The sequence below is a fragment of the Cellulomonas soli genome, from assembly GCF_013409305.1.
In the GTDB taxonomy this organism is placed as follows: domain Bacteria; phylum Actinomycetota; class Actinomycetes; order Actinomycetales; family Cellulomonadaceae; genus Cellulomonas; species Cellulomonas soli.
Window position 1 is genome coordinate 3,637,324 of the sequence record NZ_JACBZJ010000001.1, and the last position, 26,343, is coordinate 3,663,666.

Genomic DNA, 26,343 nt, shown 5'->3' on the forward strand with positions numbered 1-26,343 from the left:
TCGGTAGCGTCGAGCCATGCCTCTCACGCAGTCCGCGGTCGCGCACATCCCGCGCAGCGGCATCCGTACCCTCATGGAGCTGGCGCTCCGCGACCCGCAGGCGATCCACCTCGAGATCGGCGAGCCGGACGCCGTCACGGCTCCGCACATCGTCGAGGCCGCGCACGCGGCCGCCGTCTCGGGGCGCACCGGCTACACCTCGAGCACCGGACTGCCCGCGCTGCGCGCGGCCTTCGCCGACCGGGTGACGGCCACGCGCGGCAGGCCGACCGGACCTGAGGAGATCGTGGTCACCACCGGGGCGATGCACGCCCTGGCGATGGCGATGGCCGCGCTGCTGGCCCCCGGGGACGAGATCCTCGTCCCGGACCCGGAGTTCCCGAACTGGCGGATGCAGGCCGTCGCGGTCGGCGCGGTCGCCCGGACGTACCCGACGCACGCCGAGCACGGGTTCGTGCCGCGGGCGGCGGACATCGAGGCCGCGATCACCGACCGTACGCGCGCGATCCTGCTCTGCTCGCCGAACAACCCGACGGGCGCGGTCTACCCGCGCGCCACGATCGAGGCGGTCTACGACATCGCCCGCCGTCACGACCTGTGGCTGTTCTCCGACGAGTGCTACGAGGCGATCACGTTCGACGTGCCGCACGTGAGCCCGTGCGCGATGGACGTCGACGGGCGCGTGCTGACCTTCCTGAGCCTGTCGAAGTCGTACGCGATGACCGGCTGGCGGCTCGGCTGCGTGGTGATCCCCGACCCCAAGGTCGTCGAGCTGATGAGCCAGCTCGCGGAGGCGACCGTCGCGTGCCCGTCGGCGTTGAGCCAGCACGCCGGCCTGGCGGCCCTCACCGGACCGCAGGACTGCGTCGCCGAGGCCGTCGACTCCTACCGGGAACGCCGGGACGCGGCCGTGGCTCTGCTGACCGCGCGGGGCATCGACTGCGTGCGCCCGGACGGCGCGTTCTACCTCATGGTGGACGTCTCACGGGTGACCGACGACTCGCACGCCTTCGCCCTGGACCTGCTCGCCGAGCAGCACGTCGCGGTGGCGCCCGGCGCGACGTTCGGACCGGCGGCCGCCTCGATGGTCCGGGTCTCGCTCGCCTCCGAGCGCGGACAGCTGATCGAGGGGCTCAGCAGGCTTGCCGACCACGTCGACGCATGCGCGGCACGGCGTGAGCTGCTCGCGCTCCCGCAGGCGTGACGGCGTCGCCGGCTGCGCACGGACGCTCGCGCAGCCGGCGCGGGACGCGACCGTAGGATCGGCGCCGTGAGTCCGACGATCGGTGTCCTGTCCCTGCAGGGAGACGTGCGCGAGCACGTCCACGCGCTCGAGGCGGTCGGCGCCCGCGCGGTCGGCGTGCGTCGTGCGAGCGAGCTCGAAGCCGTGGACGCCCTGGTGATCCCCGGCGGCGAGTCGACGACGATCGACAAGCTCCTGCGCGCGTTCGACCTGTTCGATCCGGTCCAGCTGCGGCTGCGCCAGGGCATGCCCGCCTACGGTTCGTGCGCCGGGATGATCCTGCTCGCCGACAGGGTGATCGGGGCGATCGAGGGGCAGCGCACGCTGGGTGGCGTCGACATCACGGTGCGGCGCAACGCGTTCGGCCGGCAGGTCGACTCCTTCGAGACCGACCTGACGATCGACGGTGTCGACGACAGCGCCCACACCCCTCTGCACGCCGTGTTCATCCGGGCGCCGTGGGTCGAGGAGGTCGGTCCGGCGGCCGCGGTCCTCGGTCGCGTCGACGGGGGCCCGTCCGCCGGTAGGATCGTCGCGGTGCGTCAGGGCCCGTTGCTCGTCACCTCGTTCCATCCCGAGGTGACCGGTGACACGCGGGTGCACCGACTGTTCGTGCAGATCGTCCGCGACAGCCTGTGACCGCGCACCCCGCGCCATGACGCACGGGGGAGCAGCGAGCGCACGCCGGCGGCGGAGACGGAAGGGTTGCTGAAGCGATGTCGGGTCACTCCAAGTGGGCCACCACCAAGCACAAGAAGGCCGTGGTCGACGCCAAGCGGAGCAAGCTCTTCGCGAAGCTCATCAAGAACATCGAGGTCGCCGCGCGCACCGGTGGCGGTGACCTCGCGGGGAACCCCACGCTGTTCGACGCGGTGCAGAAGGCCAAGAAGTCCTCGGTCCCGATCGACAACATCACGCGTGCGGTCAAGCGTGGTTCGGGGCAGGAGGCCGGCGGCGCCGACTACCAGACGATCATGTACGAGGGCTACGGCCCCGGCGGCGTCGCGGTGCTGGTCGAGTGCCTCACGGACAACCGCAACCGTGCCGCCTCCGACGTGCGTGTCGCGTTCACGCGTAACGGCGGCCAGATGGCCGACCCCGGCTCGGTGTCGTACATCTTCTCCCGCAAGGGTGTCGTCATCGTGCCCAAGGAGGGCACCGACGAGGACACCGTGATGGAGGCCGTCCTGGAGGCCGGTGGCGAGGAGGTCACCGACCTGGGTGACCAGTTCGAGGTCCTGAGCGAGGCCACCGACCTGGTGCCCGTGCGCACGGCCCTGCAGGAGGCCGGCATCGACTACGACTCCGCCGACGTCGTGTTCTGGCCGGCGACGCAGATCGAGGTCGACGCCGAGGGTGCCCGCAAGATCCTGAGGCTCATCGATGCGCTCGAGGACTCCGACGACGTGCAGAACGTCTTCGCGAACTTCGACGCCTCCGACGAGGTCATGGCCGAGCTGGAGAACGACTGACCGTTCGAGCGTCCGTCACGCGGGGCCCGGGTTCGACGACCCGGGCCCCGCGTGCGTCTGCAGGCAGTCCTCGTCGGGCAGGGCAGCGTGTCCGCGCGCCGTCGACGGCCTCGACGCCGGTCCCTGGGATCATGGGCCGGTGCGCGTCCTCGGAGTCGATCCTGGCCTGACCCGGTGCGGTCTGGGCGTCGTGGACGGACTGCCCGGGCGCCGCGTCCGCATGGTCGGTGTGGGCGTCGCGCGCTCCGACCCCGCGAGCGATGTCGACCAGCGCCTGCTGACGATCGAGGCGCAGATCGAGGAGTGGATCGAGGAGCACGCGCCCGACACGGTGGCGATCGAGCGGGTGTTCGCCCAGCACAACCTGCGCACGGTCATGGGTACCGCGCAGGTCGCGGGCATCGCCATGGTCGCCGCTGCACGCCGGCGGATCCCGGTCGCCCTGCACACGCCGAGCGAGGTCAAGGCGGCTGTCACCGGCAGCGGACGGGCCGACAAGGCGCAGGTGCAGACCATGGTCGCCCGGCTGCTCGGCCTCGACGAGCTGCCCCGCCCGGCGGACGCCGCGGACGCGCTCGCGCTGGCCATCTGCCACCTCTGGCGGCCCGCCGGTGCGCTCGGTGCGCCGCAGCGGCCTCCGTCGTCCGGGCTGACGTCGGCGCAGGCCCGCTGGGCAGCCGCCGAGCAGGCCGCCCGGCGGCGCGGGTGAGCGTGTCCTTCGTACACCTGTTCGCCTCGTGTGGCACAGTGGTGACCCGCCGGGGGACCGCAGGTCGAGGCGTGAGCGCGACGAGGCGGGTATGAGCTGGTCGGACGAGGGGAGTGCGCGGTGATCGCGTCGGTGCACGGGACGGTGCTGGCGGTCCGGCTGGACGCCGCCGTCGTCGAGGTCGGCGGGATCGGCCTGCTGGTGCAGGCCACGCCGACGACGCTGGCGGGTCTGCGGGTCGGTTCGACCGCCCGCCTGGCCACCTCGATGATCGTCCGTGAGGACTCCCTGACGCTCTTCGGCTTCGCCGAGGTGGACGAGCGCGACGTGTTCGAGGTCGTGCAGACCGTCAGCGGTGTCGGGCCGCGCCTGGCGCTGGCGATGCTCGCGGTGCACACGCCCGACGGTCTGCGGCGCGCAGTCGCAGGCGAGGACCTCGCTGCGCTGCAGCGGGTGCCCGGCATCGGCCGCAAGGGCGCCCAGCGCATCGTGCTCGAGCTGGGCGACCGGCTCGGCGCGCCCGTCGGCGGCGCGGCCGGCGCTGCGGGGGGTGCTCCCGCGGTCGCCGACCGGCGCGAGCAGGTGATCGAGGCGCTCGTCGGCCTCGGCTGGCAGGCCAGGGCCGCCCAGGACGCCGTCTCGAGCGTGCTGGCAGGCTCGGAGGAGCCCGTCGCGGACGCCGAGGTGGCGGGCCTGCTGCGGGCTGCGCTGCGCACCCTCGGAGGCGCACGTGGATGACGACCGCCTCGACGAGGAGCTGGTCACCGAGCGGTTCGACGCCGAGTCGCTGGTGCGCGCGGGGGCCGACGACCTCGAGCGCGCCGCCGAGGCTGCTCTGCGCCCGCGCCGGCTCGAGGAGTTCGTCGGCCAGGCCGTCGTGCGCGAGCAGCTCTCGCTCGTGCTGCAGGCCGCGATGGCCCGAGGCCGTGCTCCGGACCACGTGCTGCTGTCCGGACCGCCCGGGCTCGGCAAGACCACGCTCGCGATGATCATCGCGGGCGAGCTCGGGGCGTCGTTGCGCATCACCAGCGGGCCGGCGATCCAGCATGCGGGCGACCTCGCGGCGGTGCTGTCCTCGCTCGAGGAGGGCGAGGTGCTGTTCATCGACGAGATCCACCGTCTGGCCCGCCCCGCCGAGGAGCTGCTGTACGTGGCGATGGAGGACTTCCGGGTCGACGTGGTCGTCGGCAAGGGGGCCGGTGCGAGCGCGATCCCGTTGACCCTCCCGCCGTTCACGGTCGTCGGGGCCACGACGCGTGCGGGCCTGCTTCCCGCGCCGCTGCGCGACCGCTTCGGGTTCACGGGGCACCTGGACTTCTACGCGACCGAGGAGCTCGAGCGCGTCCTGGTGCGTTCGGCCGGTCTGCTCGGCGTGCCGCTCGCCGGCGAGGCGGCCGCGGAGATCGCCTCCCGGTCACGCGGCACGCCCCGGATCGCCAACCGGCTGCTGCGCCGCGTGCGGGACTGGGCCGAGGTGCGAGGCGACGGCACCCTCGGGCTCGCCGCCGCCCGCTCCGCGTTGCAGGTGTACGAGGTGGACGAACGAGGGCTCGACCGGCTCGACCGTGCGGTCCTGAGCGCCCTGTGCACCCGGTTCGGCGGGGGGCCGGTCGGTCTGACGACCCTGGCGGTGGCCGTCGGTGAGGAGCCGGAGACCGTGGAGACCGTCGCCGAGCCGTTCCTCGTGCGCGAGGGGCTCGTGGGGCGGACGCAGCGGGGGCGCGTCGCCCTCCCTGCCGCCTGGGAGCACCTCGGCCTCGACGTCCCGAAGACGGTCGACACACTGTTCGGATAGTGCTCCACACCGCCCCCGGGGCCCGGCTCCTGACGGTGCGGGCGGGGCGCGCGTGCGCTCCGGTGGGCGGGTCGGGCGGCGTCCAGGGAGCTGTCGGGTGGTGATCCGGGAGTGGTCCGGGAGTGGTCCGGGAACTGTCGGGGGCCGAAGCGCGTTGGAGCGGCGACCCGCTGCGCCTAGACTGCGGCGGGCCTTGCATCTCGATCGGAGTCAATCGCTGTGGACTACTCGTTCATCCTCATCCTCGGTCTCGCGTTCGTCGCGCTGTGGCTCATGACCGGCCGCTCGCGCAAGCAGCAGCGCGAGTCCGCGGACTTCCGCGCGAACCTCGCCGAGGGTGACGAGGTCATGACGGCCTCCGGACTGTTCGGCACGGTCGTGGACGTCGAGGACGACGTCATCACGCTGGAGTCGACGCCGGGCAGCCGGACGCGCTGGTTGCGTGCCGCGATCGCCAAGAAGGTCGACCCGCCGCTCGTCGACGAGGTCGAGGACGACGAGCTCGACGACGAGGGCGACGAGCCCGACGAGGACGAGGTCCCGTCCGACGACGAGGTCATCGAGGTCCCCGACGACCTGTCCTCGCTGACCGACGGTCGTGACGACCAGGACCCGGACGACGACCCGAAGAAGTAGCCTGCCCCGGTCCGGACCTCGGCGTCCGGGCCACGATCCCACCGGCCGCGCCTGCGGTCGGTGCGCGCACGAGAGAAGACTCCGTTGGCACCTCCCACCCGCCGGCAGCGGCCGGTCCGCACGCTCACCGTGCTCGGCCTGCTGATCCTCGCGATCTTCGGCGCCGTGCTCGCCGGCACGAAGTGGTCCGACGCGTCGTTGACGCCGAACCTGGCCCTGGACCTCGAGGGCGGCACGCAGATCATCCTGCAGCCGATCGCGGACTCCGGGGCGGACGTCCCGCAGGAGACGATCAACCAGGCGATCGAGGTCATCCGCCAGCGCGTGGACTCCTCCGGTGTCTCCGAGGCGGAGATCGCCAGCCAGGGCGACAAGATCGTCGTCTCGCTCCCGGGTCACCCGAGCGAGGAGACGCTCGACCTGGTGCGGACCTCCGCGAAGATGGAGTTCCGCCCGGTCCTCTCGTACGGGGCCCCCGAGCCGGTCGCCACGGACACCGCGACCGACGGCGCAACCGCCGCGGCCACCGATGCGGCGGCCGCCACGCCGACGGCCGAGGCGACGACCGAGCCGTCCGACGTGCCGACGAAGGCCGCCCCCGACAGCCCGAGCGACGCCGAGTACTACGTGACCCCGGCCGTCCAGGCCCGGTTCGACGAGCTCGACTGCACCGACCCCGCGAACCTGACGGGTGGCGCGTCGGGCGACCCCGACGTCGCGCTGGTCACCTGCGACCCCGAGGGCACGACGAAGTACATCCTCGGCCCGGTGGAGATCGAGGGCTCGGACATCAAGAACGCGAGCTCGGGCCTCCAGGTCAACTCGCAGGGCTCCGTCACGAACGAGTGGGTCGTCAACATGGCGTTCAACTCGGCCGGCACCAAGCTGTTCGCGGACGTGACCGAGCGCCTGCAGGGTCTGACCTCCCCGCAGAACCAGTTCGCCATGGTCCTCGACGGCCTGGTCATCTCCGCTCCGGGGCTGGACCCCGGTGTCATCATCAACGACGGCAAGGCCGAGATCTCCGGCACCTTCACCCGGGACTCGGCCGCGACGCTGGCCAACCAGCTCAACTTCGGTGCGCTGCCGCTGTCGTTCGAGGTGCAGAGCGAGCAGCAGATCTCCGCGACGCTGGGCACCGAGCAGCTGCAGAAGGGCCTGATCGCCGGCCTCATCGGCCTGGTGCTCGTCGTCATCTACTCGATGCTGCAGTACCGCGCGCTCGGTCTGGTGACCGTCGCCTCGCTCGTGGTCGCCACGATCGTCACCTACGGCGTGATCGCGCTGCTGTCCTGGACCCAGGGGTACCGGCTGTCGCTGCCCGGTGTCGCCGGCCTGATCGTGGCCATCGGCATCACCGCGGACTCGTTCATCGTGTACTTCGAACGCATCCGTGACGAGCTGCGCGAGGGACGTCCGCTCAGCGCCGCCGTCGAGCGCGGCTGGGAGCGCGCGCGCCGCACCATCCTGGCGTCCGACGCCGTCAACCTCATCGCCGCGGTCGTGCTGTACCTGCTGGCGGTCGGTGGCGTGCAGGGCTTCGCGTTCACGCTCGGCCTCACGACCCTGATCGACGTGCTGGTGGTGTTCTGCTTCACGCACCCGGTCATGGCGCTGCTGGCCCGGACGAAGTTCTTCGCCGAGGGCCACCCGGCCTCCGGCCTCGACCCGCGTCGTCTCGGCGTCACCGGTTCCCGCTACGTCGGCCGCGGTCGCGTGGTCACCGCCCCCGAGCAGGCCGCCTCGGCCACGCCCGCCGAGAGTGCCCGCGTGCCCGTCACGGTCGGTGCCACGGGCCTGACGATCGCCGAGCGACGGGCAGCCGCCCGCGCCGCAGCGACCGACACCGCAGCCGCTGATGCTGCGGCCGCCGACACTGCAGCCGCCGACACTGCAGGAGACGGGCCGCAGGATGCGTTGTCCGACGCTCCGGCGCAGACCACGCCGGACGACACGACGTCGACCGGCAGCACGTCGATCGCGACGACGCCCGCCGGCACCCCGGTGGACGACTCCGGTCGCACCGAGGGGAGCGAGCACTGATGGCCGCCGGCTTCGCCCAGTGGGGCAACGACCTCTACACCGGTCGCCGCTCGTACGACATCGTCGGACGCCGTCGCGTCTGGTACACGATCTCCGCCGTGCTCGTGCTCATCACGGCCGTGCTGCTGATCAAGCCCGGGCTGAACCCGGGCATCGAGTTCCGCGGCGGCTCGGAGTTCGTGATCTCAGGGGTCACGGACACCGAGCAGCAGTCGGCCATCGACGCGGTGCAGTCGATCGCGCCCGAGGAGTCGCCCCGCGTGGCGACGCTGGGCACGAGCTCGCTGCGTGTGCAGACCGCCGAGCTCACCAACGACGAGGTCGAGAAGGTCAAGGCGGCACTCGCCGAGGCGTACGGCGTCTCGACGGACGAGGTGACCAGCTCGTTCATCGGTCCGACGTGGGGTCAGGACGTCTCGCAGAAGGCTCTGCGCGGCCTCGCGGTCTTCCTGGTGTTCGTGACCATCGTGATGACCGTCTACTTCCGCAACTGGCGGATGGCCCTGGCGGCGCTCATCGCGCTGTTCCACGACCTCGTGATCACGGTGGGCATCTACGCCGGGGTCGGCTGGGAGGTCACACCGGCGACCGTCATCGGGTTCCTCACGATCCTCGGGTACTCGATCTACGACACCGTGGTGGTGTTCGACAAGGTCCGCGAGAACACGGCGGACGCGCTCCAGCAGTCCCGGTACACGTACGCCGAGAAGGCGAACCTCGCCGTCAACCAGACGCTGGTCCGGTCGATCAACACCTCGGTCGTCGCCCTCCTGCCGGTCACCGCGATCCTCTTCGTCGGCACGTTCATCCTGGGCGCCGGCACCCTGCGCGACATCGCGCTGGCGCTGTTCATCGGTATGGCGATCGGGACGTTCTCCTCGATCTTCCTGGCCACGCCGCTCGAGGTCACGCTGCGCGAGCGGGAGCCCGCGATCCGCGCGCACACCCGGAAGGTCCTCGAGGCACGGGCGCACGCGGCTGGTCTGGAGGGCGCCGAGGGTGCCGCGGACCAGGCGCTCGTCCCCTCCGTCCAGGTCGGCGCGTTGCGTCCCGGTGCCCACCAGGGCACGGCGGCGCAGCCCAAGCGGAAGCCGCGGCGATGACGACAGGCATCCTCGACCCTCGTGCTGCGCTCGTGGCACGGATCGACGCACTCGTGCGCCTGGTTCCCGACTACCCGCAGGCCGGCGTGCTCTTCCGTGACATCACCCCGCTGCTCGCCGACGCCTCAGCGTTCGCCGAGGTGATCGAGGCGATCGCGGCCGACGTGCCGGGCCCGGTCGACCTGGTGGCCGGTATGGAGGCCCGTGGGTTCCTGCTCGCTGCGCCGGTCGCGGTGGCACTCGGCGCCGGGCTGCTGCCGGTGCGCAAGGCGGGCAAGCTGCCGGGGCCGACCGAGGCCGAGACCTACGAGCTCGAGTACGGCACGGCGACCGTGGAGATCCACCCGTCGACCGTGCCTGCGGGTTCGCGCGTCCTGGTGATCGACGACGTGCTCGCCACGGGCGGTACCGCAGCCGCGACCGTCACGCTGCTGGAGCGGTGCGGGGCCGAGATCGTGGGCCTGTCGTTCCTGGTCGAGATCGCCGCGCTCGAGGGGCGCGCGCGACTCGCAGGACGCGCGGTGGACGCGCTGGTGCAGGTGCCCTGACCGGACGGTCGTAGACTGCTGCGAATCCGGTCCCCCTACGCGAGCGCGCCGTCACGGCAGGTCGTTCAGTCCGTGGCGGGCGGCCCTGAGGCGGAGGAGGGGGCGCGATGAGCGAGGACGTACGGCCGACGCAGTCGGCGGAGCCGCGCACCGAGACCCCCGTCACCGGGATCGACACGGCGGCCGTCTCGTCGGGGCGCGTCCGTGCTCGGCTCGCCCGGTTCGGCGCGCGCGGCGGGGTGGCGTTCCCGGCTCTCGAGCCGGTGCTGCAGGCAGCCCGCACCAACCACCCGAAGGCCGACCTGACGGTCGTCGAGCAGGCGTACGTGGTCGCCGAGAAGGCGCACCGGGGGCAGCTGCGCAAGAGCGGCGACCCGTACATCACGCATCCGGTGGCCGTCGCGACGATCCTGGCCGAGCTCGGCATGACACCGTCGACCCTGGCCGCCGCGCTGCTGCACGACACCGTCGAGGACACCGACTACTCGCTCGAGCAGCTCCGCCGCGAGTTCGGGCCCGAGGTCGCGATGCTCGTCGACGGCGTCACCAAGCTCGACAAGGTGACGTACGGGGACGCCGCGCAGGCCGAGACCGTCCGCAAGATGGTCGTGGCGATGTCCCGCGACATCCGCGTGCTCGTCATCAAGCTCGCCGACCGGCTGCACAACGCCCGGACCTGGAAGTTCGTCTCGTCGGCCTCGGCCGAGAAGAAGGCCCGCGAGACCCTCGAGATCTACGCCCCGCTGGCGCACCGCCTGGGCATGAACACGATCAAGTGGGAGCTCGAGGACCTGTCGTTCGCGACGCTGTACCCCAAGGTCTACGACGAGATCGTGCACCTGGTCGCCGAGCGCGCACCGGCGCGCGAGGAGTACCTGGCGGTCGTCCGCGAGCAGGTCGGTGCCGACCTGCGCAACGCGAAGATCAAGGCGACCGTCAGCGGTCGTCCGAAGCACTACTACTCGATCTACCAGAAGATGATCGTCCGCGGCCGCGACTTCGCTGACATCTACGACCTGGTGGGCGTCCGGGTGCTGGTCGACTCGGTGCGGGACTGCTACGGCGCGCTGGGCGCGCTGCACGCGCGGTGGAACCCGGTCCCCGGCCGGTTCAAGGACTACATCGCGATGCCGAAGTTCAACCTGTACCAGTCGCTGCACACGACGGTGATCGGGCCCGGCGGCAAACCGGTCGAGATCCAGATCCGCACGCACGACATGCACAGGCGGGCCGAGTACGGGGTCGCGGCGCACTGGAAGTACAAGGAGTCCGCCAAGAGCGTCGCCGGGCAGGACACCACCGGCAACGACATGGTGTGGCTGCGCCAGCTGGTCGACTGGCAGAAGGAGACGGCGGACCCGACGGAGTTCCTCGACTCGCTGCGTTTCGAGATCGCCGGGGCCGAGGTCTACGTCTTCACGCCCAAGGGCGACGTCGTGGCGCTGCCCGCCGGGTCGACGCCCGTGGACTTCGCCTACGCCGTGCACACCGAGGTCGGTCACCGGACGATGGGTGCCCGGGTGAACGGGCGGCTCGTCCCGCTGGACTCCACGCTCGAGAACGGGGACGTCGTCGACGTCTTCACGTCCAAGTCGGAGACCGCCGGCCCGAGCCGGGACTGGCTCGGGTTCGTCAAGAGCCCCCGTGCGCGCAACAAGATCCGCCAGTGGTTCTCCAAGGAGCGCCGCGAGGAGGCCGTCGAGCACGGCAAGGACGCGATCGCCAAGGCGATGCGCAAGCAGAACCTGCCGATCCAGCGGCTGCTCTCGCACGAGTCGCTCGTCACGCTCGCGCACGAGATGCGGCACGCCGACGTCTCCGCCCTGTACGCCGCGGTGGGCGAGGGCCAGGTGTCGGCCGCCACGGTCGTGCAGCGACTCGTGCACTCGATGGGCGGGGAGCCTGCGGCCGAGGAGGACATCGCCGAGACCGCCCGCCCGGGGTCCTCCGCCCGGCGGGTGCGTACCGGTGACACCGGGGTCGTGGTCAAGGGTGTCGACGACATCTGGGTCAAGCTCGCCAAGTGCTGCACGCCGGTGCCCGGCGACGACATCGTCGGCTTCGTCACACGCGGCGCCGGGGTCAGCGTCCACCGCTCGGACTGCATCAACGTGGAGAGCCTGCGACGCCAGCCCGAGCGGCTGGTCGACGTCGCCTGGAGCCATACCGGCTCGTCGCTCTTCCTCGTGCAGATCCAGGTCGAGGCGCTCGACCGCAGCCGGCTGCTGTCCGACGTGACCCGGGTGCTGTCCGACCACCACGTCAACATCCTGTCCGCGACGGTGTCGACGTCGCGGGACCGGGTCGCGCTGTCACGGTTCGTCTTCGAGATGGCCGAGCCCTCGCACCTGGCGTCGGTGCTCTCTGCCGTCCGCAAGGTCGAGGGCGTCTTCGACGTCTACCGGATCACGGGGTCGAAGGCGGCCGAGGAGCCGGTCATCCGCGCCTGAGCCGCTCTCGTGCGCCCGGTCCGTCGCGTGCGGTGCCGTCGGCTCAGGGCACCAGCTCGATCAGGAGCGTGCGCGCGTCCCGCACGCCACGTTGCCCGGCCATCGGTGCGAGCATGCCGAGGGCGGCGCCCGGGTCGAAGCCGACCTGGAGGAGCCCGCCGAGCACCTCGCGCGCCACCGCGACGGGAAGCAGACGGGCGACGTCGACCCCCGTGCGCTGCACGCTGGTGACGCGGACGGACCCGAGCGTGAGGGTGTCGCCCGGCCGCAGGTCGGCCTCGCACGCCACGCGCAGCGGGTGCGGGTCGGGCCGCCGGGCACGGGCAGGCACCAGCACGTCGACACGGGCAGGGGAGTGGCGGCCCGTGTGCACCCACGCTGCGCTGGCCCGTGCGACGACACCCCGGTCGGGCACGAGGCAGGCGAGGGCCTGTGCACGCACCTCCGGCGTCTCGGTCGCGTCGCGCGCGATCGCCAGCTCGCCCCACACCGTGCGCACGACGCGGTCACGGTGCAGCGCGAACCAGGCCGCTGGACCGACCTCGTCGGCGTGGACGGTCACGGCGACGCTCGGGGGTTCGGCGGTGACCCAGCCGAGCGGTGGACGGGTGTGCGGTGGGGACATGACGAGGGCCATGCCCGGCAGCATGCCCGGGCACGGCCCTCGTGCGTGACGGCAGGTCGGCCGCCTGTGGACGGAGCGTCAGCCGCGAGCGTCCTGAGCGGCCCGCTGGACCTGCTCGAGCCATGCGCGTCGCGCGTCGAGCGCCGCGCGGGCCTCGGCGATCTTGCGGGCGTCGCCCTTGGCCTCGGCGGCGACCAGGTCGGCCTCGAGCCCCGCGATCGCCTGCTCGAGCTGGGCGGCGGCACCCTCGGCGCGGGCACGCGTCTCGGGGTTGGTCCGACGCCACTGGGCCTGGTCGGCGTCACGGACCGCGGTCTCCACGGCGCGCAGAGCGCCCTCGACCCGCTGCACGTCGCCGCGCGGGACCTTGCCGGCGCTCTCCCAACGGTCCTGGATCGAGCGCAGCGTCGCCTTCGCGGCGTTGAGGTCACCGATCGGCAGGAGCGCCTGGGCCTCGGCCAGCAGCGACTCCTTGACGTCGAGGTTGGCGCGGAACTCGGTGTCGGTCGCGGCGGTCGCGGCGTCCCGGGCGGCGAAGAACGCGTCCTGGGCACCGCGGAACCGCGCCCACAGGGCGTCGTCGTCGGACCGGCTGGCCCGTCCGGAGGCCTTCCACTGCGTCATGAGGTCCCGGTACGCGGCCGCGGTGGCACCCCAGTCCGTGCTGGTCTGAAGGCGCTCGGCCTCGGCCACGAGCTCGGCCTTGGCCGACTTGGCCGAGGCGTTGCGCGTCTCGAGCTCGGCGAAGAAGTGCCTGCGCTCACGGTCGAAGGTCGTCCGGGCGTGGCTGAACCGCTTCCAGAGCGACTCCTCCGTCGGGCGGTCGAGGCGCGGGCCGGAGCGCTGCGCCTCCTTCCACTGGTCGAGGAGGGTCCGCAGCTGCTCGCCCGCCGGGCGCCACTGGATGCGCGACGGGTCGGTCTCGGCGATCTTCTCGGCCTGCTCGACGATCTGGGTGCGGGCGACGACGGCTGCCTCGCGTGCTGCGGCGCGCTCCGCCTCGGCGACGGCACGACGCTCGGCCGCGACGCCACGGAGCGCCTCGAGCCGTGCGCGCAGGCCGTCGAGGTCCCCGACCGCCGCCGGCTCGGTGATCTCCTCGCCGAGCTTGGTCAGCGTCTGGTCGATCTCCTTGACGGACAGGTCGGTGGCCTGCAGACGCGCCTCGAAGACCGTGACCTTGGCCTGCAGGTCCAGGAACCGGCGCACGTACAGGGCGAGCGCCTCGTCCGGCGTCGCACCGGGGAACTGACCGACGGCGCGTTCGCCGGCGGCGTCGGTGACGTAGACGGTGCCGTCCTCGTCGACCCGGCCGAACGTGGCGGCTGCGGCTGCCTCGGCTGCGTCCTGCGGCGGGGCCACCGGGGCGGCTGCGACCGGGGACGCTGCGGCCGTGACGGCGGCCGGTGCGACAGGGTGCACCGGGGGGCGGGGAACCGGGCGCGGGCCGGGGCGGACCGTCGTGGGAGACGGTGCGGCGGCGGGCTCCGGTGCGGGGTCGACCGGGTCGGGCTGCTCGCCGGTCTCCGGCGCGACTTCCTGCGTGCTGGGCTCGCCGCTGTCGGCCGGGCCGTCCGTGACCGTCTCCGGTTCGGTCGGCTCGGCCTCGGGCACCGTGTCCGTCGCGTCGACGGCCGGCGGCTCGGTGGCCGCGACATCAGACGGGGCAGGCTCGGGAGCCGCCTCCGGTACGGGAGCAGCCGTGGCGGGCGTCTCGGGCGTGTCGTCCTCGGACGGCGTTGCCGGGGTCTCGGTCACTGGGTCTCCACTCCCTCGATGATGACGTCGGACACCGGGGTCTCGGTCCCCTCGGCGGTGCCTGCGTCAGCGATGGCCTGCAGCACGTCCCTGCCGGACGTGATGTGGCCGAACACGGTGTAACCACCCGCCGAGTCGGACGGGATCTGCGAGTCCTCGTAGACGAGGAAGAACTGGCTGCCCATGGAGGCGCCGTCGCCGCTCACGCGGGCCATGGCGATGGTGCCCGCCGGGTAGACGTCGTCGGTCGGGGCGTTCTCGATCGGGCCCCAGGTGTAGCCGGGGCCACCCTGGCCGGTGCCCTCGGGGTCGCCACACTGCAGCACGTACAGGCGGGACGTCGTCAGGCGGTGGCACGTGGTGGTGTCGAAGAACCCCTGGCCGGCGAGCGTGACAAAGTTCGCCACGGCCTGGGGTGCCGCCGCGCCGTCGAGCTCGATGCCGATGTCGCCCTGCGCGAGGTGGATCGTGCCGGTCCAGGTACGGCCCTGGGCGAGCGAGGCGTCGGGCACCAGCGAGGTGTCGGTCGCGCTCGTCGTCGCTGTGGCCGTCGGGACGGCGGTCGCGGTCGGTGTCGCGGACGCGGAGCTCTCGTTGTTGAGGGCCACCGCGGCGACGACACCGAGGACCAGGACGAGGGCGGCGACGACGCTCCCGGCGATCACGCGCTGACGACGACGGCGGACCTCGGCGACCTGACGGCGCTGCTGCCACTTCTCGTAGCGGCGGCGTTCGTAGGCACGCTCGCGCTTGCTGGACACGCACACTCTCCTCGCGTCGGCGTGCGGCAGCTGGCGCTCGACCTGCTGCACTGCACGAAGGGACCCGGCACAGTCTAGGCAAGCGGCGCGAGTTCGCGACCAACGTGCGGCGCGCGTCCCACCGCGGGCAGGCGGCGGCAGGTCGGTGCGGGGCCCGTACCTCTACCGTGGGGCCGTGCAGATCGTCGAGGTGCTGGCCCCCGTTCTCGGTGCGCGATGCCTGGTCGTCGGGGCGGACGACGGCTCGTGCGTGGTCGTCGACGCCGGCGCGGGTGTCGCCGCGCGGGTCGAGTCGGTGGTCCGCGAGCGCGGCTGGATCGTTCGGGCGGTGCTCGCGACGCACGGTCATCTGGACCACACGTGGGACTGCGGGGTGCTGTCCGCGCGGTGGGACGTGCCGGTGCTGCTGCACCGCGACGACGTGTACCGGCTGGCGGACCCGTTCGGCACGTTGGGTGTGCTGGGTGCCGGGGTGGCGGGGGCGGCGTCGGACGCCACGAGCCCGTTGGGCGAGGCGTTGCGGGCGGCCGGTGTGGACCCGGGGGCGTACGTGCGTCCTGCGCGTGTCGAGCCGTTCGGTGTCGAGCCGGGCGTGGGCGGTCGTTCTGCGGACGTCGAGCTGGTGCTCGGCGGGGTGCGGCTCGTGGCGCGGCACGCGCCGGGGCACACGGAGGGGTCGACGTTGTACCTGCTCGATGCCTCCGCGGGTGGGGGCGTGCTGGTGCCGGTGGTGCTGGCCGGTGACGTGCTGTTCGCCGGGAGCGTGGGTCGGACCGATCTGCCGGGCGGGGACGCGGTGGTGATGGCGCGCACGTTGCGTGAGGTGGTGGCGGTGCTGCCCCCGGGGGCGAGGGTGCTTCCGGGGCATGGTCCGGCCAGTGATGTGGCGAGCGAGCTGCGGCGCAACCCGTACCTGGCGGGCGTCTGACCCGACGGAGGGCGCCATCTGGGAGGATGCGTGACCATGGCGCGTCCCACACCTCTGTCCGGCTTTCCTGAGTGGCTCCCTGACGGTCGCATCGTCGAGCAGCACGTCCTGGATGTGCTGCGCCGCACGTTCGAGCTGCACGGGTTCGCCGGGATCGAGACGCGGGCCGTCGAGCCGCTGGACCAGCTGCTGCGCAAGGGCGAGACCTCGAAGGAGGTCTACGTGCTGCGTCGTCTGCAGGAGGATCCGGCGGAGGCGCAGGCGGACAAGGCTGGTCAGCTGGGGCTGCACTTCGACCTGACGGTGCCGTTCGCGCGGTACGTGCTGGAGAACGCGGGGCACCTGGCGTTCCCGTTCCGGCGGTACCAGATCCAGAAGGTGTGGCGGGGTGAGCGGCCGCAGGACGGTCGGTTCCGGGAGTTCGTGCAGGCGGACATCGACGTTGTCGGTGCCGGTGACCTGCCGTACCACTACGAGGTCGAGCTGCCGTTGGTGATGGCCGAGGCGTTGACGTCGTTGCGGTCGATCGGTGTGCCGCCGGTGCGAGTCCTGGTGAACAACCGCAAGGTGGCCGAGGGCTTCTACCGGGGTCTGGGGCTGGCGGACGTCGAGGCGGTGCTGCGCAGCATCGACAAGCTGGACAAGGTCGGTGCGGACGCGGTGGCGGAGCTCCTCGTGGCGGAGGCGGGTGCGACGCCCGAGCAGGCGCGTGCGTGCCTGGACCTGGCGGCGATCTCCGGTGCGGATGCGAGCGTGATCGACGAGGTCCGGGCGCTGGCGGTCGGTCACGCGGTCGTCTCCGACCTGCTGGAGGAGGGGCTCGCCGAGCTGGGTGCGCTCATCGAGGCGGCGGCGGTGCGCGCGCCGGGCGTGGTGGTCGCGGACCTGAAGATCGCCCGTGGGCTGGACTACTACACGGGGTCGGTCTACGAGACGGTGCTGGTGGGTCACGAGCAGCTGGGGTCGATCTGCTCGGGCGGTCGCTACGACACCCTCGCGACGGACGGTGCGAACACCTACCCGGGTGTGGGGCTGTCGATCGGGGTCTCGAGGCTCGTGTCGCGGTTGCTGAGCGCGGGGCTCGTGCGGGTGTCGCGGAAGGTGCCGAGCGCGGTGCTGGTCGCGGTGACGTCGGAGGAGTCGCGCACGCGGTCGGACGCGGTGGCGGGCGCGCTGCGGTCGCGGGGCATCCCGGTCGAGGTGGCGCCGTCGGCGGCGAAGTTCGGCAAGCAGATCCGGCACGCGGACCGTCGGGGCATCCCGTTCGTGTGGTTCGTGGGTGAGCCGGACGCGGACGGGGTCGTGCAGGCGGACCAGGTCAAGGACATCCGGTCGGGGGAGCAGGTGGCGGCGGAGGCCGGCTCGTGGGCGCCGCCGGCCGAGGACCTGTGGCCGACGGTGCTGCCTGCGACGGTGCCGCAGGCCTGAGTCGACGGCACGACAGGCACGAACGGCACGACGGAGCGCCCGTCCTCGGGCACGATCGGTCCATGACCGTCACCGGCGAAGGTCGCGACCGTTCCCGCCCCGCGGACGAGGGGTGCGACGTGCTGGTCGTCGGCTCGGGCTTCGGCGGGTCGGTGACGGCGCTGCGCCTGGTCGAGAAGGGGTACCGGGTCACGGTCCTGGAGGCCGGTCGCCGGTTCGCCGACGAGGAGTTCGCGGCCACGTCCTGGGACCTGCGTCGGTTCCTGTGGGCGCCTCGGCTGGGCTGCTTCGGCATCCAGCGCATCCACCGGGTCTCGGACTCGCTGGTGCTGGCCGGCGCTGGGGTCGGTGGCGGGTCCTTGGTGTACGCGAACACGCTCTACCGGCCTCTGGCACCGTTCTTCGCGGACCCGCAGTGGTCGCACCTGACGGACTGGGAGGCCGAGCTGTCGCCCTGGTACGAGCAGGCCTCCCGCATGCTCGGCGTGACGCCGAACCCGACGGTCACCGCCTCGGACGTGCTGTTCCGCCGGGTGGCGGCCCGGATGGGTGTCGAGGACACGGTGCGGCCTGCGCCCGTCGGGGTGCTGTTCGGCGCGCCGGGGCAGGAGGTCGAGGACCCGTTCTTCGGGGGTGCCGGTCCGCGCCGGACGGGGTGCACGCAGTGCGGGGCGTGCATGACGGGCTGCCGTGTCGGGGCGAAGAACACGCTCGTGAAGAACTACCTGCACCTGGCGGAGCGGGCAGGCGTGCGGGTCGTGCCGCTGACGACCGTGACCGGTCTGCGTCCGCCGGTCGGCGACGGGCCGTGGCTCGTGGCCTCGCGCGGGACGGCGGACGGGGTGCGTCGTACGTGGCGTGCCACGCACGTGGTCCTCGCGGCGGGCACATACAACACCCAGGTGCTCCTGCACCGTTCGCGCAGTCGCGGTGACCTGCCGCTCGTGTCCGACCGCCTGGGCACGCTGACCCGCACGAACTCGGAGGCGTTGCTCGGGGCGAGCCGGCCACGCGTGGACCCGACGTCCCGTCTGGACCTGGGGGTGGCGATCACGTCGTCGTTCTTCCCCGACGAGCGCACGCACGTCGAGCCGGTCCGGTACGCGGCCGGGTCGAATGCGATGGCGCTCCTGCAGACGGTGCTCACCACGGGTGCTCCGCGGGGGGTCCGGTGGGTCAAGGTGCTGGCCCGTCTGGCCGCCGAGGTCGTCCGCCGGCCCGTGACGACGCTGCGGGCGTTGTCCCCGTACCGGTGGAGCGAGCGGACAGCGATCGCCCTGGTCATGCAGGCGCTCGACAACTCGTTGGACACCCGGCCGCGTCGCGGGCTGCTCGGCGGGTGGGGGTTGGCGAGCCGCCCGGGTCCGGGGGAGCCGAGCCCGACCTGGATCCCGCAGGGGCACCGGGCGGCGATCCTGCTCGCGCAGGAGATGGGCGGGGTGCCCGGCAGCTCGTGGGGGGACGTGGCGAACATGCCGCTGACCGCGCACTTCATCGGCGGCTGCCCGATCGGGGCGACGCGTGCCGAGGGGGTCCTCGACCCCTACCAGCGGGTGCACGGCTACCCGACGCTGCACGTCGTCGACGGTGCCGCGGTGACCGCGAACCTGGGGGTGAACCCGTCGTTGACGATCGCAGCGCAGGCCGAGCGGGCCGCGTCCTTGTGGCCGAACGCAGGTGAGCAGGACCCGCGCCCGGCGGACCAGGAGGTGTACGTCCGCCTCGACCGGGTGGTGCCGCGCGTCCCGGTCGTGCCGCAGGACGCCCCGGGCGCGCTGCACCCGGGCGGCCACGCCTGAGCGCGTATTGCGGGAGACGGCCCGGCCGTGTCGGGCACTAGGATCGTGCGGGCGTCCGACCGGGCGCGCGACCCCCCACCAGCGAAGGACCACCCGTGCTCCGCACCCACACCGCCGGCTCGCTGCGAGCCGAGCACATCGGCACCACCGTCACCCTCACGGGCTGGGTGGACCGCCGGCGTGATCACGGTGGCGTGGCGTTCGTGGACCTGCGGGACGCGTCCGGCATCGCCCAGGTCGTCATCCGGGACGAGGCCGTCGCGCACGGTCTGCGCTCGGAGTTCGTCCTGCAGGTGACCGGTGAGGTCGGCCGCCGCCCGGAAGGCAACGAGAACGCCCACCTCGCCACGGGCCAGGTCGAGGTCGTGGCGGCCGAGGTCGTCGTCCTCAACGAGGCCGCCCCGCTGCCGTTCCAGGTGTCCTCCGCGCTCGACGAGACGATCGGCGAGGAGGCGCGTCTGCGCCACCGCTACCTCGACCTGCGCCGCCCGGCTCCGGCCCGCGCGCTGCGGTTGCGTGCCAAGGCGAACGCGGCCGCACGGCGGGTGCTCGACGCGCAGGACTTCGTCGAGATCGAGACGCCGACGCTGACCCGCTCGACGCCCGAGGGCGCCCGCGACTTCGTCGTCCCTGCCCGGCTCGCCCCTGGATCCTGGTATGCGCTGCCGCAGTCGCCGCAGCTGTTCAAGCAGCTGCTCATGGTCGCCGGCATGGAGCGCTACTACCAGATCGCCCGCTGCTACCGCGATGAGGACTTCCGTGCCGACCGGCAGCCGGAGTTCACTCAGCTCGACGTCGAGATGAGCTTCGTCGAGCAGGACGACGTGATCGCGCTCGGCGAGCAGGTGCTCGTGGCGCTGTGGGACCTGATCGACGTGACGATCCCCACGCCGATCCGGCGCATGACGTTCGCCGACGCGATGGCCCGCTACGGCACGGACAAGCCCGACCTGCGGTTCGGCCTCGAGCTCGTCGAGCTGACGCAGTTCTTCGCGCAGACCCCGTTCCGGGTGTTCCAGTCGCAGTACGTCGGTGCGGTCGTGCAGCCCGGCGGCGCGTCGACCCCGCGTCGCGGCTTCGACGCCTGGCAGGAGTGGGCCAAGCAGCGTGGCGCCAAGGGCCTGGCGTACGTCACGGTCGGCGAGGACGGTGAGCTCGGCGGTCCGGTCGCCAAGAACATCTCCGAGGAGGAGCGCGCCGGTCTGGTCGCGGCCGTGGGTGCCAACCCCGGTGACGCGGTGTTCTTCGCCGCCGGTGCCACCGACGACGCCCGGTCGCTGCTGGGTGCGGCGCGCCTGGAGATCGGCCGCCGCGGTGGCCTGATCGACGCCGACGCGTGGGAGTTCGTCTGGGTGGTCGACGCGCCGCTGTTCAAGCCGTCCGGCCAGGACGACGACGTGGACCTGGGCAGCTCGGCCTGGACGGCCGTGCACCACGCGTTCACCTCTCCGACTCCGGAGTGGCTCGACCGGTTCGAGGAGAGCCCGGGCGAGGCGCTGGCCTACGCGTACGACATCGTCTGCAACGGCAACGAGATCGGTGGCGGCTCGATCCGTATCCACCGCCGCGACGTGCAGGAGCGGGTGTTCCGGGTCATGGGTATCGGCCCGGACGAGGCTCAGGAGAAGTTCGGCTTCCTGCTCGACGCGTTCCAGTTCGGTGCCCCGCCGCACGGCGGGATCGCGTTCGGCTGGGACCGGATCCTCACGCTGCTGACCGGCTCGGAGTCGATCCGCGACGTCATCGCGTTCCCGAAGTCGGGCGGCGGCTACGACCCGCTGACCGGCGCCCCGGCACCGATCACGGTCGAGCAGCGCCGTGAGGCCGGCGTCGACGCCAAGCCGAAGCCGAAGGCGGAGGTCCCCGCGAGCCCGACCGCGTGAGCGGTCCGCTCGAGGTCCTGCCGTCCCGGTGGCGGCAGGACCGCTTCGTGCTGAGCGAGCGAGCCCTGTGGGGCACGCCCGTGGTGCGGGGTGACGACGAGGCGCTGCTGCTCGTCGTCACCTCCGGCGCGGGGTCGATCGTGCGGGGTCTCGGTGCGCCCGAGAGGGTGGGCGACCTCCTGGACGCGGTCGCGTGCGACGTGCCCAGCGAGCGGGGGTCGATGCGGCCGACGCGGTGGCTGAGCGTGCCCCGTGGCACCCGGACCTCGATCGGGACGCTGGACTCGCTCCGGCTCACGCACGTCTCGGAGTGGGACTGGCTCACGACATCGGCCGAGCCCCCACGGGTGGCGGCCGAGGGTGCCGTGCGCCGGCTCGACCCGTCGGCCGAGGCGGCAGCGGTTCGTGACTGCCTGCGCGTGGCCAACCCGGGCACGACGGCCGACCCCGCGGGATCCGACGAGGTCGCGTGGTGGGGCATCGACGCCGGCACAGGGGACGGTGTGCTCGCCGGGGTGGTCGGTGCGACCGCACGCGGCGGACCCGGGGACGCCGTGACCTGGCACCTGCACGGCCTGGGTGTCCGTCCCGGCCTGCGCGGCGCCGGTGTCGGGTCGGCGCTGGTGGCCGCGGCCACGCGTGCCGGTCTCGAGGCGGGTGCGCCCTGGGTGTCGCTGGGCATGTACGCCGACAACGACGGGGCGCGTCGCGTCTACGAGCGGCTCGGCTACCGCACGTGGGCGCAGTTCACGTCGTTCGGACCGGCCGGGGTGCAGCGACCGCCCGACTGACGGAGCCCGGGGTCACCAGCGACGTGGTGGGTCGACCTGCCCGGAGAGTCCGATGTGGTCCTCCGGCGGCAGGTCGAGCTCGAACACCCCGGCTGCCATGCCGGGCGCCGCCCCCTCGGGCACCTGGTGCGGCCGGGCGCGCCAGGTGTGCCGCCAGACCGCCGCCAGGCCCGTACCCACGACGATCAGGACGAGTGCGCACAGGAAGAACGCGAACGCGCCGGTGACCCGCTCCTGCGGGTCGTCGGCGAGCGCGTAGTGCAGGAGCGTGACGGCGAAGTCCGACAGCACCAGGATCCCGGCCACGGTCCAGACCCAGGCGTGCCGGCGTCGTCGCCGGTACTCACCTCGATCGGTGGGCAGGGGGCTGGGCATCGCGGTCAGTGGGTGATCGCGATGCGCCGGTAGAGGGCGCGCAACGGCTTCGGTGCCCACCAGTTGGCCTTGCCGAGGATCGTCATCGTGGCCGGGACCAGGAGCAGTCGCACGATCGTGGCGTCGATGAGCACCGCGACGGCCAGCGAGAACCCGACCTCCTTGATGACGAGCAGGTCACCGGCGACGAAGCCGGCGAACACGGCGATGATGATCGCGGCGGCCGAGGTGATGATCCGGCCCGAGCGCTGCAGCCCGAGGCGAACCGCCTTGTCGTTGCCCACGCCGGCGTCGTGCAGCTCCTTGATGCGGGAGAGCAGGAAGACCTCGTAGTCCATTGCGAGGCCGAACCCGAACGCGATGACGAGCGCCACGACGTACGTCTCGATCCCGCCCGTGGAGGTGAACCCCAGCAGGCCGGACAGGTGCCCGTCCTGGAAGACCCACACCAGGACGCCCAGCGCGGCGGCCAGCGAGAACACGTTCGTCAGCAGCGCCTTGATCGGGATGGCCACCGAGCCCGTCATGAGGAACAGCAGGATGAGCGTGGCGGCTGCCACGATGCCGGCGGCCCACGGCGCCCGTTCGAGGAGCGCGGCGGTGAAGTCCATCTGGCTGGCGGCCTGGCCGGTGACCCAGGTCGGGAAGCCGGGCTCGAGCGCGCGCACCTCGGTGACGACGTCACGGGCGACCTGGCCGCCCGGGTCGTCGGTGGCTGCCCGCACGCCGATGACGACGTACGAGCCGGTCGCGACGGGCTCGTCGACCGAGGTGACGTCCTCCAGGCCCGCCACCTGGGTGGTCCACGCGGTCGCCTCCTCCAGGCTCGTCTCTGCGACGACCGTGATGGTCGCGGAGGACGACGCCGGGTAGTTCGCCTCGAGCGCCTCGAGGTAGGCGCGTTGCTCGGCGTCGGCGGGCAGGAGCTCGGTCGTGGAGTTGCGCAGCTCGAGGTGGGCGACCGGCGCCGCGAGCATGCCGAGCACGACGAGGACCCCGCACATCACGAGCCACGGGTGGCGTTGCACGCGCCCGGTGAGGCGGGAGAACGCACCCTCCTCGGACTGCACGTCGGCGGTGCGCGCGAGCAGCGCACGCAGGCCCGGGACGCGCGCGAGCAGGCCGGGCCGGGCCAGCCGGCGGCCGCTCCAGACGAGCAGGGCCGGGACGAGCGTGAGGGCGGTGGCGACGGCCACGACGATCACGCTGATGCTCGCGGCGCCGATCGCCCGCAGGATCTGCGGCTGGAAGACCAGCAGCCCGCTGATCGCGACACCGACGGTCACCCCCGAGAAGGCCACCGTGCGCCCGGCGGTCGCCAGGGTCGTCTCGATCGCCTCGACCACGGGGCCGTCGCCGCGGCGTCGACGAGCCCCCGAACCGCCGTCGTCGTCGACGAGCCGGTGCAGCTCCTCACGGAACCGGGACACGATGAGCAGGCCGTAGTCGATGGAGAGCCCCAGGCCCAGCAGGGTGACGACGTTGACGACCGAGGAGTCGAGGTCGATGAGGTAGCTGAAGCCCAGCAGTGCGGCCAGCCCGCAGCCGATCGAGGCGAGCGCACCGGCCATCGGCATCGAGGCGGCGAGGAACCCGCCGAAGACCAGCAGCATGATGAGCAGGGCGATCGGCAGCGCGATCGTCTCGCCGATCCGCAGGTCCTGGGCGACCTGCTCGGTGATCGCGTCGACGATGAGCGACTCGCCGCCGACGATCCCCGTCGCGCCGGGGGAGACGACGGCCAGCTCCGCGGGGATCTCGCCGAGGCGCTGCGCGACCTGCTCGAGCGCGGCGTCGACGGCGGCGTCGGAGGCGTCCGGCTCCAGCTCCACGACGACGAGGAACCCCTGCCCGTCCGCGGCCAGCAGCGGCGCCGCCGCCTGGTTCTCGATCGTGTCGGGCAGCGCGTAGGGGTCGATGACGGCGGCGACCGTGTCGATGGCCGCGAGCTCCTCGCGTGCCGGTGCGAGGGCCTCGGCGACCCCGGGGGTCTCGGGCGGCACGCCGTCGACGACGAGGGTCAGCGACTGCCCGACCTGGTCGTTGTCCGCCAGGATCTGGTCCGCGACGGCGCTCTCGGAGCCGGGGACCGAGGGCGCGCCCGTCGTGAGGCGGTCGAAGAGGTTCTCGCCGTGCACCCCGCCGACGGCCAGCGCGAGGCTCACGACCGTCAGGACGAGCCAGACGAGCGCGCTCAGGCGTGGGTGGTGGGCGACGGCGCGACCAAGGCGTGCGAACACGCCGGTCATCGTCGCAGGTCGGGTGCTCGGCGCGCACCAGGTGGCCGCTGTGGACGTGCGGCGGCGTCGGGCGGCCCGGCCGCGGCACCGTACGGGACGACGTCTGAGGCCCGGCGTGGGGTGTCGGGCCCGGTGCGTAGGCTCGTCGGTCATGGACCTGTTCGAGGCGCTCACCACGACGGCCGACGGCGTGCCCGCCGTGGCGGCCGGTGCACCCCTCGCGGTCCGGATGCGTCCCCGCACGCTCGAGGAGGTGGCCGGCCAGGAGCACCTGCTCGTCGCCGGGTCGCCGCTGCGCCGGCTGGTCGAGCCGGCCACCGAGGCCGCACGCAGGGCCGCACCGACGTCGGTGGTGCTCTGGGGCCCGCCCGGTACCGGGAAGACCACCCTGGCGTACCTGGTGGCGGCGACCTCCGGCCGGCGGTTCGTCGAGCTGTCCGCCGTGACGGCGGGTGTGAAGGACGTGCGCGCCGTGATCGACGACGCGCGTCGTCGGCTCGCGGGTGACGGCACGGAGACGGTGCTGTTCGTCGACGAGGTGCACCGCTTCACCAAGGCCCAGCAGGACGCGCTGCTGCCGAGCGTGGAGAACCGGTGGGTCACCCTGGTGGCTGCGACGACGGAGAACCCCTCGTTCTCGGTGAACTCCCCGCTGCTGTCCCGCTCGCTGCTCCTGACGTTGCAGCCGCTCGGCACGGACGACGTGCGGCGGCTGGTGCGCCGGGCGGTGCAGGACGAGCGCGGCCTGGCCGGTGCCGTCCGGCTCGACGAGGACGCGGAGGAGCACCTGCTGCGGCTGGCCGGCGGTGACGCCCGCAAGGCGTTGACGATCCTGGAGGCCGCTGCGGGCGCCGCGCTGTCCGCGGAGGCGGTGCCGTCGGTGGGGGTGGCCGACGGTGAGGACGGGTTGCCGGACGGCTCGGCGCTGGTGGACCTCGCGACGGTCGAGCGGGCGATCGACGTCGCGGCGGTCCGCTACGACCGCGACGGCGACCAGCACTACGACGTCATCAGCGCCTTCATCAAGTCCGTGCGAGGCTCGGACGTCGACGCCTCGCTGCACTACCTCGCGCGGATGATCGCCGCGGGGGAGGACCCACGGTTCATCGCCCGTCGCATCGTCATCTCCGCCGCCGAGGACGTCGGCATGGCTGACCCGTCGGCGCTGCAGACCGCGGTCGCGGCCGCCCAGGCCGTCGCGCTCATCGGCATGCCGGAGGCGCGGATCATCCTCGCCGAGGCGGTGGTCCACCTGGCCACGGCCCCGAAGTCGAACGCCGCGTACCTCGGCGTGGACCGCGCGCTGGCCGACGTGCGGGCCGGCCGGATGGGGCCGGTGCCGGCGCACCTGCGCGACGCGCACTACGCGGGCGCGAAGGGGCTGGGGCACGGCGCCGGGTACCGGTACGCGCACGACGAGCCGCACGCGGTCGCAGCGCAGCAGTACCTGCCTGACGACCTGGTGGGCACCCGCTACTACGAGCCGTCCGACCGCGGCTACGAGCGGGCGGTCGCCGAGCGGATGGACCGGATCCGGTCGATCCTCGACGCGCACGAGTGACCTCGACTCCGGGTTGACGCGGGTACCCCGGGACGGGGACCACCTCGGTGGCGTGTAGTATCGAAGGGTTGTCCAGGTGCGGCGTGCACTGCGCGCCCGTCGGACAGCCACCTGGGGCCCTAGCCGCACGAGTTGCTCGTGCACATGGTCGGCCCCACGCCCGCCGGAGACCTTCGCGGGTGTGACGTCTACACG

22 protein-coding genes are annotated in these 26,343 nt (G+C 72.8%); 17 read left to right on the plus strand and 5 right to left on the minus strand.

Translation table 11 applies throughout. The features are described 5' to 3' along the window. Positions 1-16 precede the first annotated feature (16 nt). The 11 genes from BKA22_RS16580 (at position 17) to BKA22_RS16630 (ending at position 11,999) form a co-directional block, all read left to right on the plus strand. Positions 17-1,204, plus strand: a complete 1,188-nt coding sequence (locus BKA22_RS16580; RefSeq protein ID WP_146951833.1) for a pyridoxal phosphate-dependent aminotransferase — start codon at positions 17-19, stop codon at positions 1,202-1,204. Positions 1,205-1,270: 66 nt separating this feature from the next. Next, entirely contained in the window at positions 1,271-1,882 is a 612-nt protein-coding gene (gene pdxT / locus BKA22_RS16585) for a pyridoxal 5'-phosphate synthase glutaminase subunit PdxT (protein ID WP_146951834.1), read from the plus strand. A 77-nt stretch (positions 1,883-1,959) separates the two neighbouring features. Beyond that, on the plus strand, positions 1,960-2,715 hold the full coding sequence (locus BKA22_RS16590) for a YebC/PmpR family DNA-binding transcriptional regulator (protein WP_146951835.1): 756 nt from the start codon (positions 1,960-1,962) through the stop codon (positions 2,713-2,715). A 139-nt stretch (positions 2,716-2,854) separates the two neighbouring features. Then, complete coding sequence (gene ruvC / locus BKA22_RS16595; RefSeq protein WP_146951836.1) at positions 2,855-3,424, plus strand: crossover junction endodeoxyribonuclease RuvC; 570 nt, start codon at positions 2,855-2,857, stop codon at positions 3,422-3,424. 120 nt (positions 3,425-3,544) lie between these two features. Then, entirely contained in the window at positions 3,545-4,162 is a 618-nt protein-coding gene (ruvA, locus tag BKA22_RS16600) for a Holliday junction branch migration protein RuvA (RefSeq protein ID WP_146951837.1), read from the plus strand. Between the two features lie 19 nt (positions 4,163-4,181). Then, positions 4,182-5,219 carry a Holliday junction branch migration DNA helicase RuvB gene (gene ruvB, locus BKA22_RS16605; RefSeq protein ID WP_146952028.1) on the plus strand — a complete coding sequence of 346 codons (1,038 nt, stop codon included), beginning with the start codon at positions 4,182-4,184 and terminating at the stop codon, positions 5,217-5,219. Between the two features lie 219 nt (positions 5,220-5,438). Then, on the plus strand, positions 5,439-5,855 hold the full coding sequence (gene yajC / locus BKA22_RS16610; RefSeq protein WP_146951838.1) for a preprotein translocase subunit YajC: 417 nt from the start codon (positions 5,439-5,441) through the stop codon (positions 5,853-5,855). Between the two features lie 84 nt (positions 5,856-5,939). Then, complete coding sequence (gene secD / locus BKA22_RS16615; RefSeq protein ID WP_146951839.1) at positions 5,940-7,898, plus strand: protein translocase subunit SecD; 1,959 nt, start codon at positions 5,940-5,942, stop codon at positions 7,896-7,898. After that, entirely contained in the window at positions 7,898-9,001 is a 1,104-nt protein-coding gene (gene secF / locus BKA22_RS16620; RefSeq protein ID WP_146951840.1) for a protein translocase subunit SecF, read from the plus strand. The genes secD and secF overlap by 1 nt, the downstream gene beginning before the upstream one ends. Further along, complete coding sequence (locus BKA22_RS16625; protein ID WP_146951841.1) at positions 8,998-9,549, plus strand: adenine phosphoribosyltransferase; 552 nt, start codon at positions 8,998-9,000, stop codon at positions 9,547-9,549. Before secF ends, BKA22_RS16625 begins: the two co-directional genes overlap by 4 nt. Before the next feature lie 107 nt (positions 9,550-9,656). Next, positions 9,657-11,999: a RelA/SpoT family protein gene (locus tag BKA22_RS16630; RefSeq protein ID WP_146951842.1), complete on the plus strand. Its 2,343-nt coding sequence runs from the start codon at positions 9,657-9,659 to the stop codon at positions 11,997-11,999. A gap of 43 nt (positions 12,000-12,042) precedes the next feature. Here BKA22_RS16630 and BKA22_RS16635 read toward each other — a convergent pair whose 3' ends face one another. The 3 genes from BKA22_RS16635 to BKA22_RS16645 form a co-directional block, all read right to left on the minus strand. Next, positions 12,043-12,636 (minus strand): hypothetical protein, encoded by a 594-nt coding sequence (locus tag BKA22_RS16635; RefSeq protein WP_146951843.1) that lies wholly within the window; start codon positions 12,634-12,636, stop codon positions 12,043-12,045. Positions 12,637-12,702: 66 nt separating this feature from the next. Then, complete coding sequence (locus BKA22_RS16640) at positions 12,703-14,382, minus strand: DUF349 domain-containing protein (protein ID WP_146951844.1); 1,680 nt, start codon at positions 14,380-14,382, stop codon at positions 12,703-12,705. Then, positions 14,379-15,143, minus strand: a complete 765-nt coding sequence (locus BKA22_RS16645; RefSeq protein WP_146951845.1) for a peptidylprolyl isomerase — start codon at positions 15,141-15,143, stop codon at positions 14,379-14,381. Before BKA22_RS16645 ends, BKA22_RS16640 begins: the two co-directional genes overlap by 4 nt. Before the next feature lie 175 nt (positions 15,144-15,318). On the opposite strand from BKA22_RS16645, the gene BKA22_RS16650 reads away from it, so the two are divergent. From BKA22_RS16650 to BKA22_RS16670, 5 genes are all read left to right on the plus strand, one after another. Then, a complete protein-coding gene (locus BKA22_RS16650; protein ID WP_146951846.1) occupies positions 15,319-16,071 on the plus strand; it encodes an MBL fold metallo-hydrolase in 753 nt (250 codons plus the stop codon). A gap of 36 nt (positions 16,072-16,107) precedes the next feature. Further along, positions 16,108-17,499 (plus strand): histidine--tRNA ligase, encoded by a 1,392-nt coding sequence (gene hisS / locus BKA22_RS16655; protein WP_146951847.1) that lies wholly within the window; start codon positions 16,108-16,110, stop codon positions 17,497-17,499. Between the two features lie 62 nt (positions 17,500-17,561). Then, the gene (locus tag BKA22_RS16660) at positions 17,562-19,298 is read left to right on the plus strand and encodes an FAD-dependent oxidoreductase (RefSeq protein ID WP_146951848.1); all 1,737 of its coding nucleotides are present in this window, start codon (positions 17,562-17,564) and stop codon (positions 19,296-19,298) included. A gap of 95 nt (positions 19,299-19,393) precedes the next feature. After that, a complete protein-coding gene (gene aspS / locus BKA22_RS16665) occupies positions 19,394-21,181 on the plus strand; it encodes an aspartate--tRNA ligase (protein WP_146951849.1) in 1,788 nt (595 codons plus the stop codon). Then, positions 21,178-21,972, plus strand: coding sequence for a GNAT family N-acetyltransferase (locus BKA22_RS16670; RefSeq protein WP_223203437.1), 795 nt, complete (start codon positions 21,178-21,180; stop codon positions 21,970-21,972). The genes aspS and BKA22_RS16670 overlap by 4 nt, the downstream gene beginning before the upstream one ends. 12 nt (positions 21,973-21,984) lie before the next feature. Here the strand turns inward: BKA22_RS16670 and BKA22_RS16675 are convergent, their stop codons facing one another. Together BKA22_RS16675 and BKA22_RS16680 are read right to left on the minus strand one after the other, a co-directional pair. Next, complete coding sequence (locus tag BKA22_RS16675) at positions 21,985-22,347, minus strand: hypothetical protein (protein WP_146951850.1); 363 nt, start codon at positions 22,345-22,347, stop codon at positions 21,985-21,987. A 5-nt stretch (positions 22,348-22,352) separates the two neighbouring features. Beyond that, positions 22,353-24,596: an MMPL family transporter gene (locus BKA22_RS16680; RefSeq protein WP_146951851.1), complete on the minus strand. Its 2,244-nt coding sequence runs from the start codon at positions 24,594-24,596 to the stop codon at positions 22,353-22,355. Between the two features lie 142 nt (positions 24,597-24,738). On the opposite strand from BKA22_RS16680, the gene BKA22_RS16685 reads away from it, so the two are divergent. Further along, positions 24,739-26,148, plus strand: a complete 1,410-nt coding sequence (locus BKA22_RS16685) for a replication-associated recombination protein A (RefSeq protein ID WP_146951852.1) — start codon at positions 24,739-24,741, stop codon at positions 26,146-26,148. Positions 26,149-26,343: the final 195 nt, after the last annotated feature.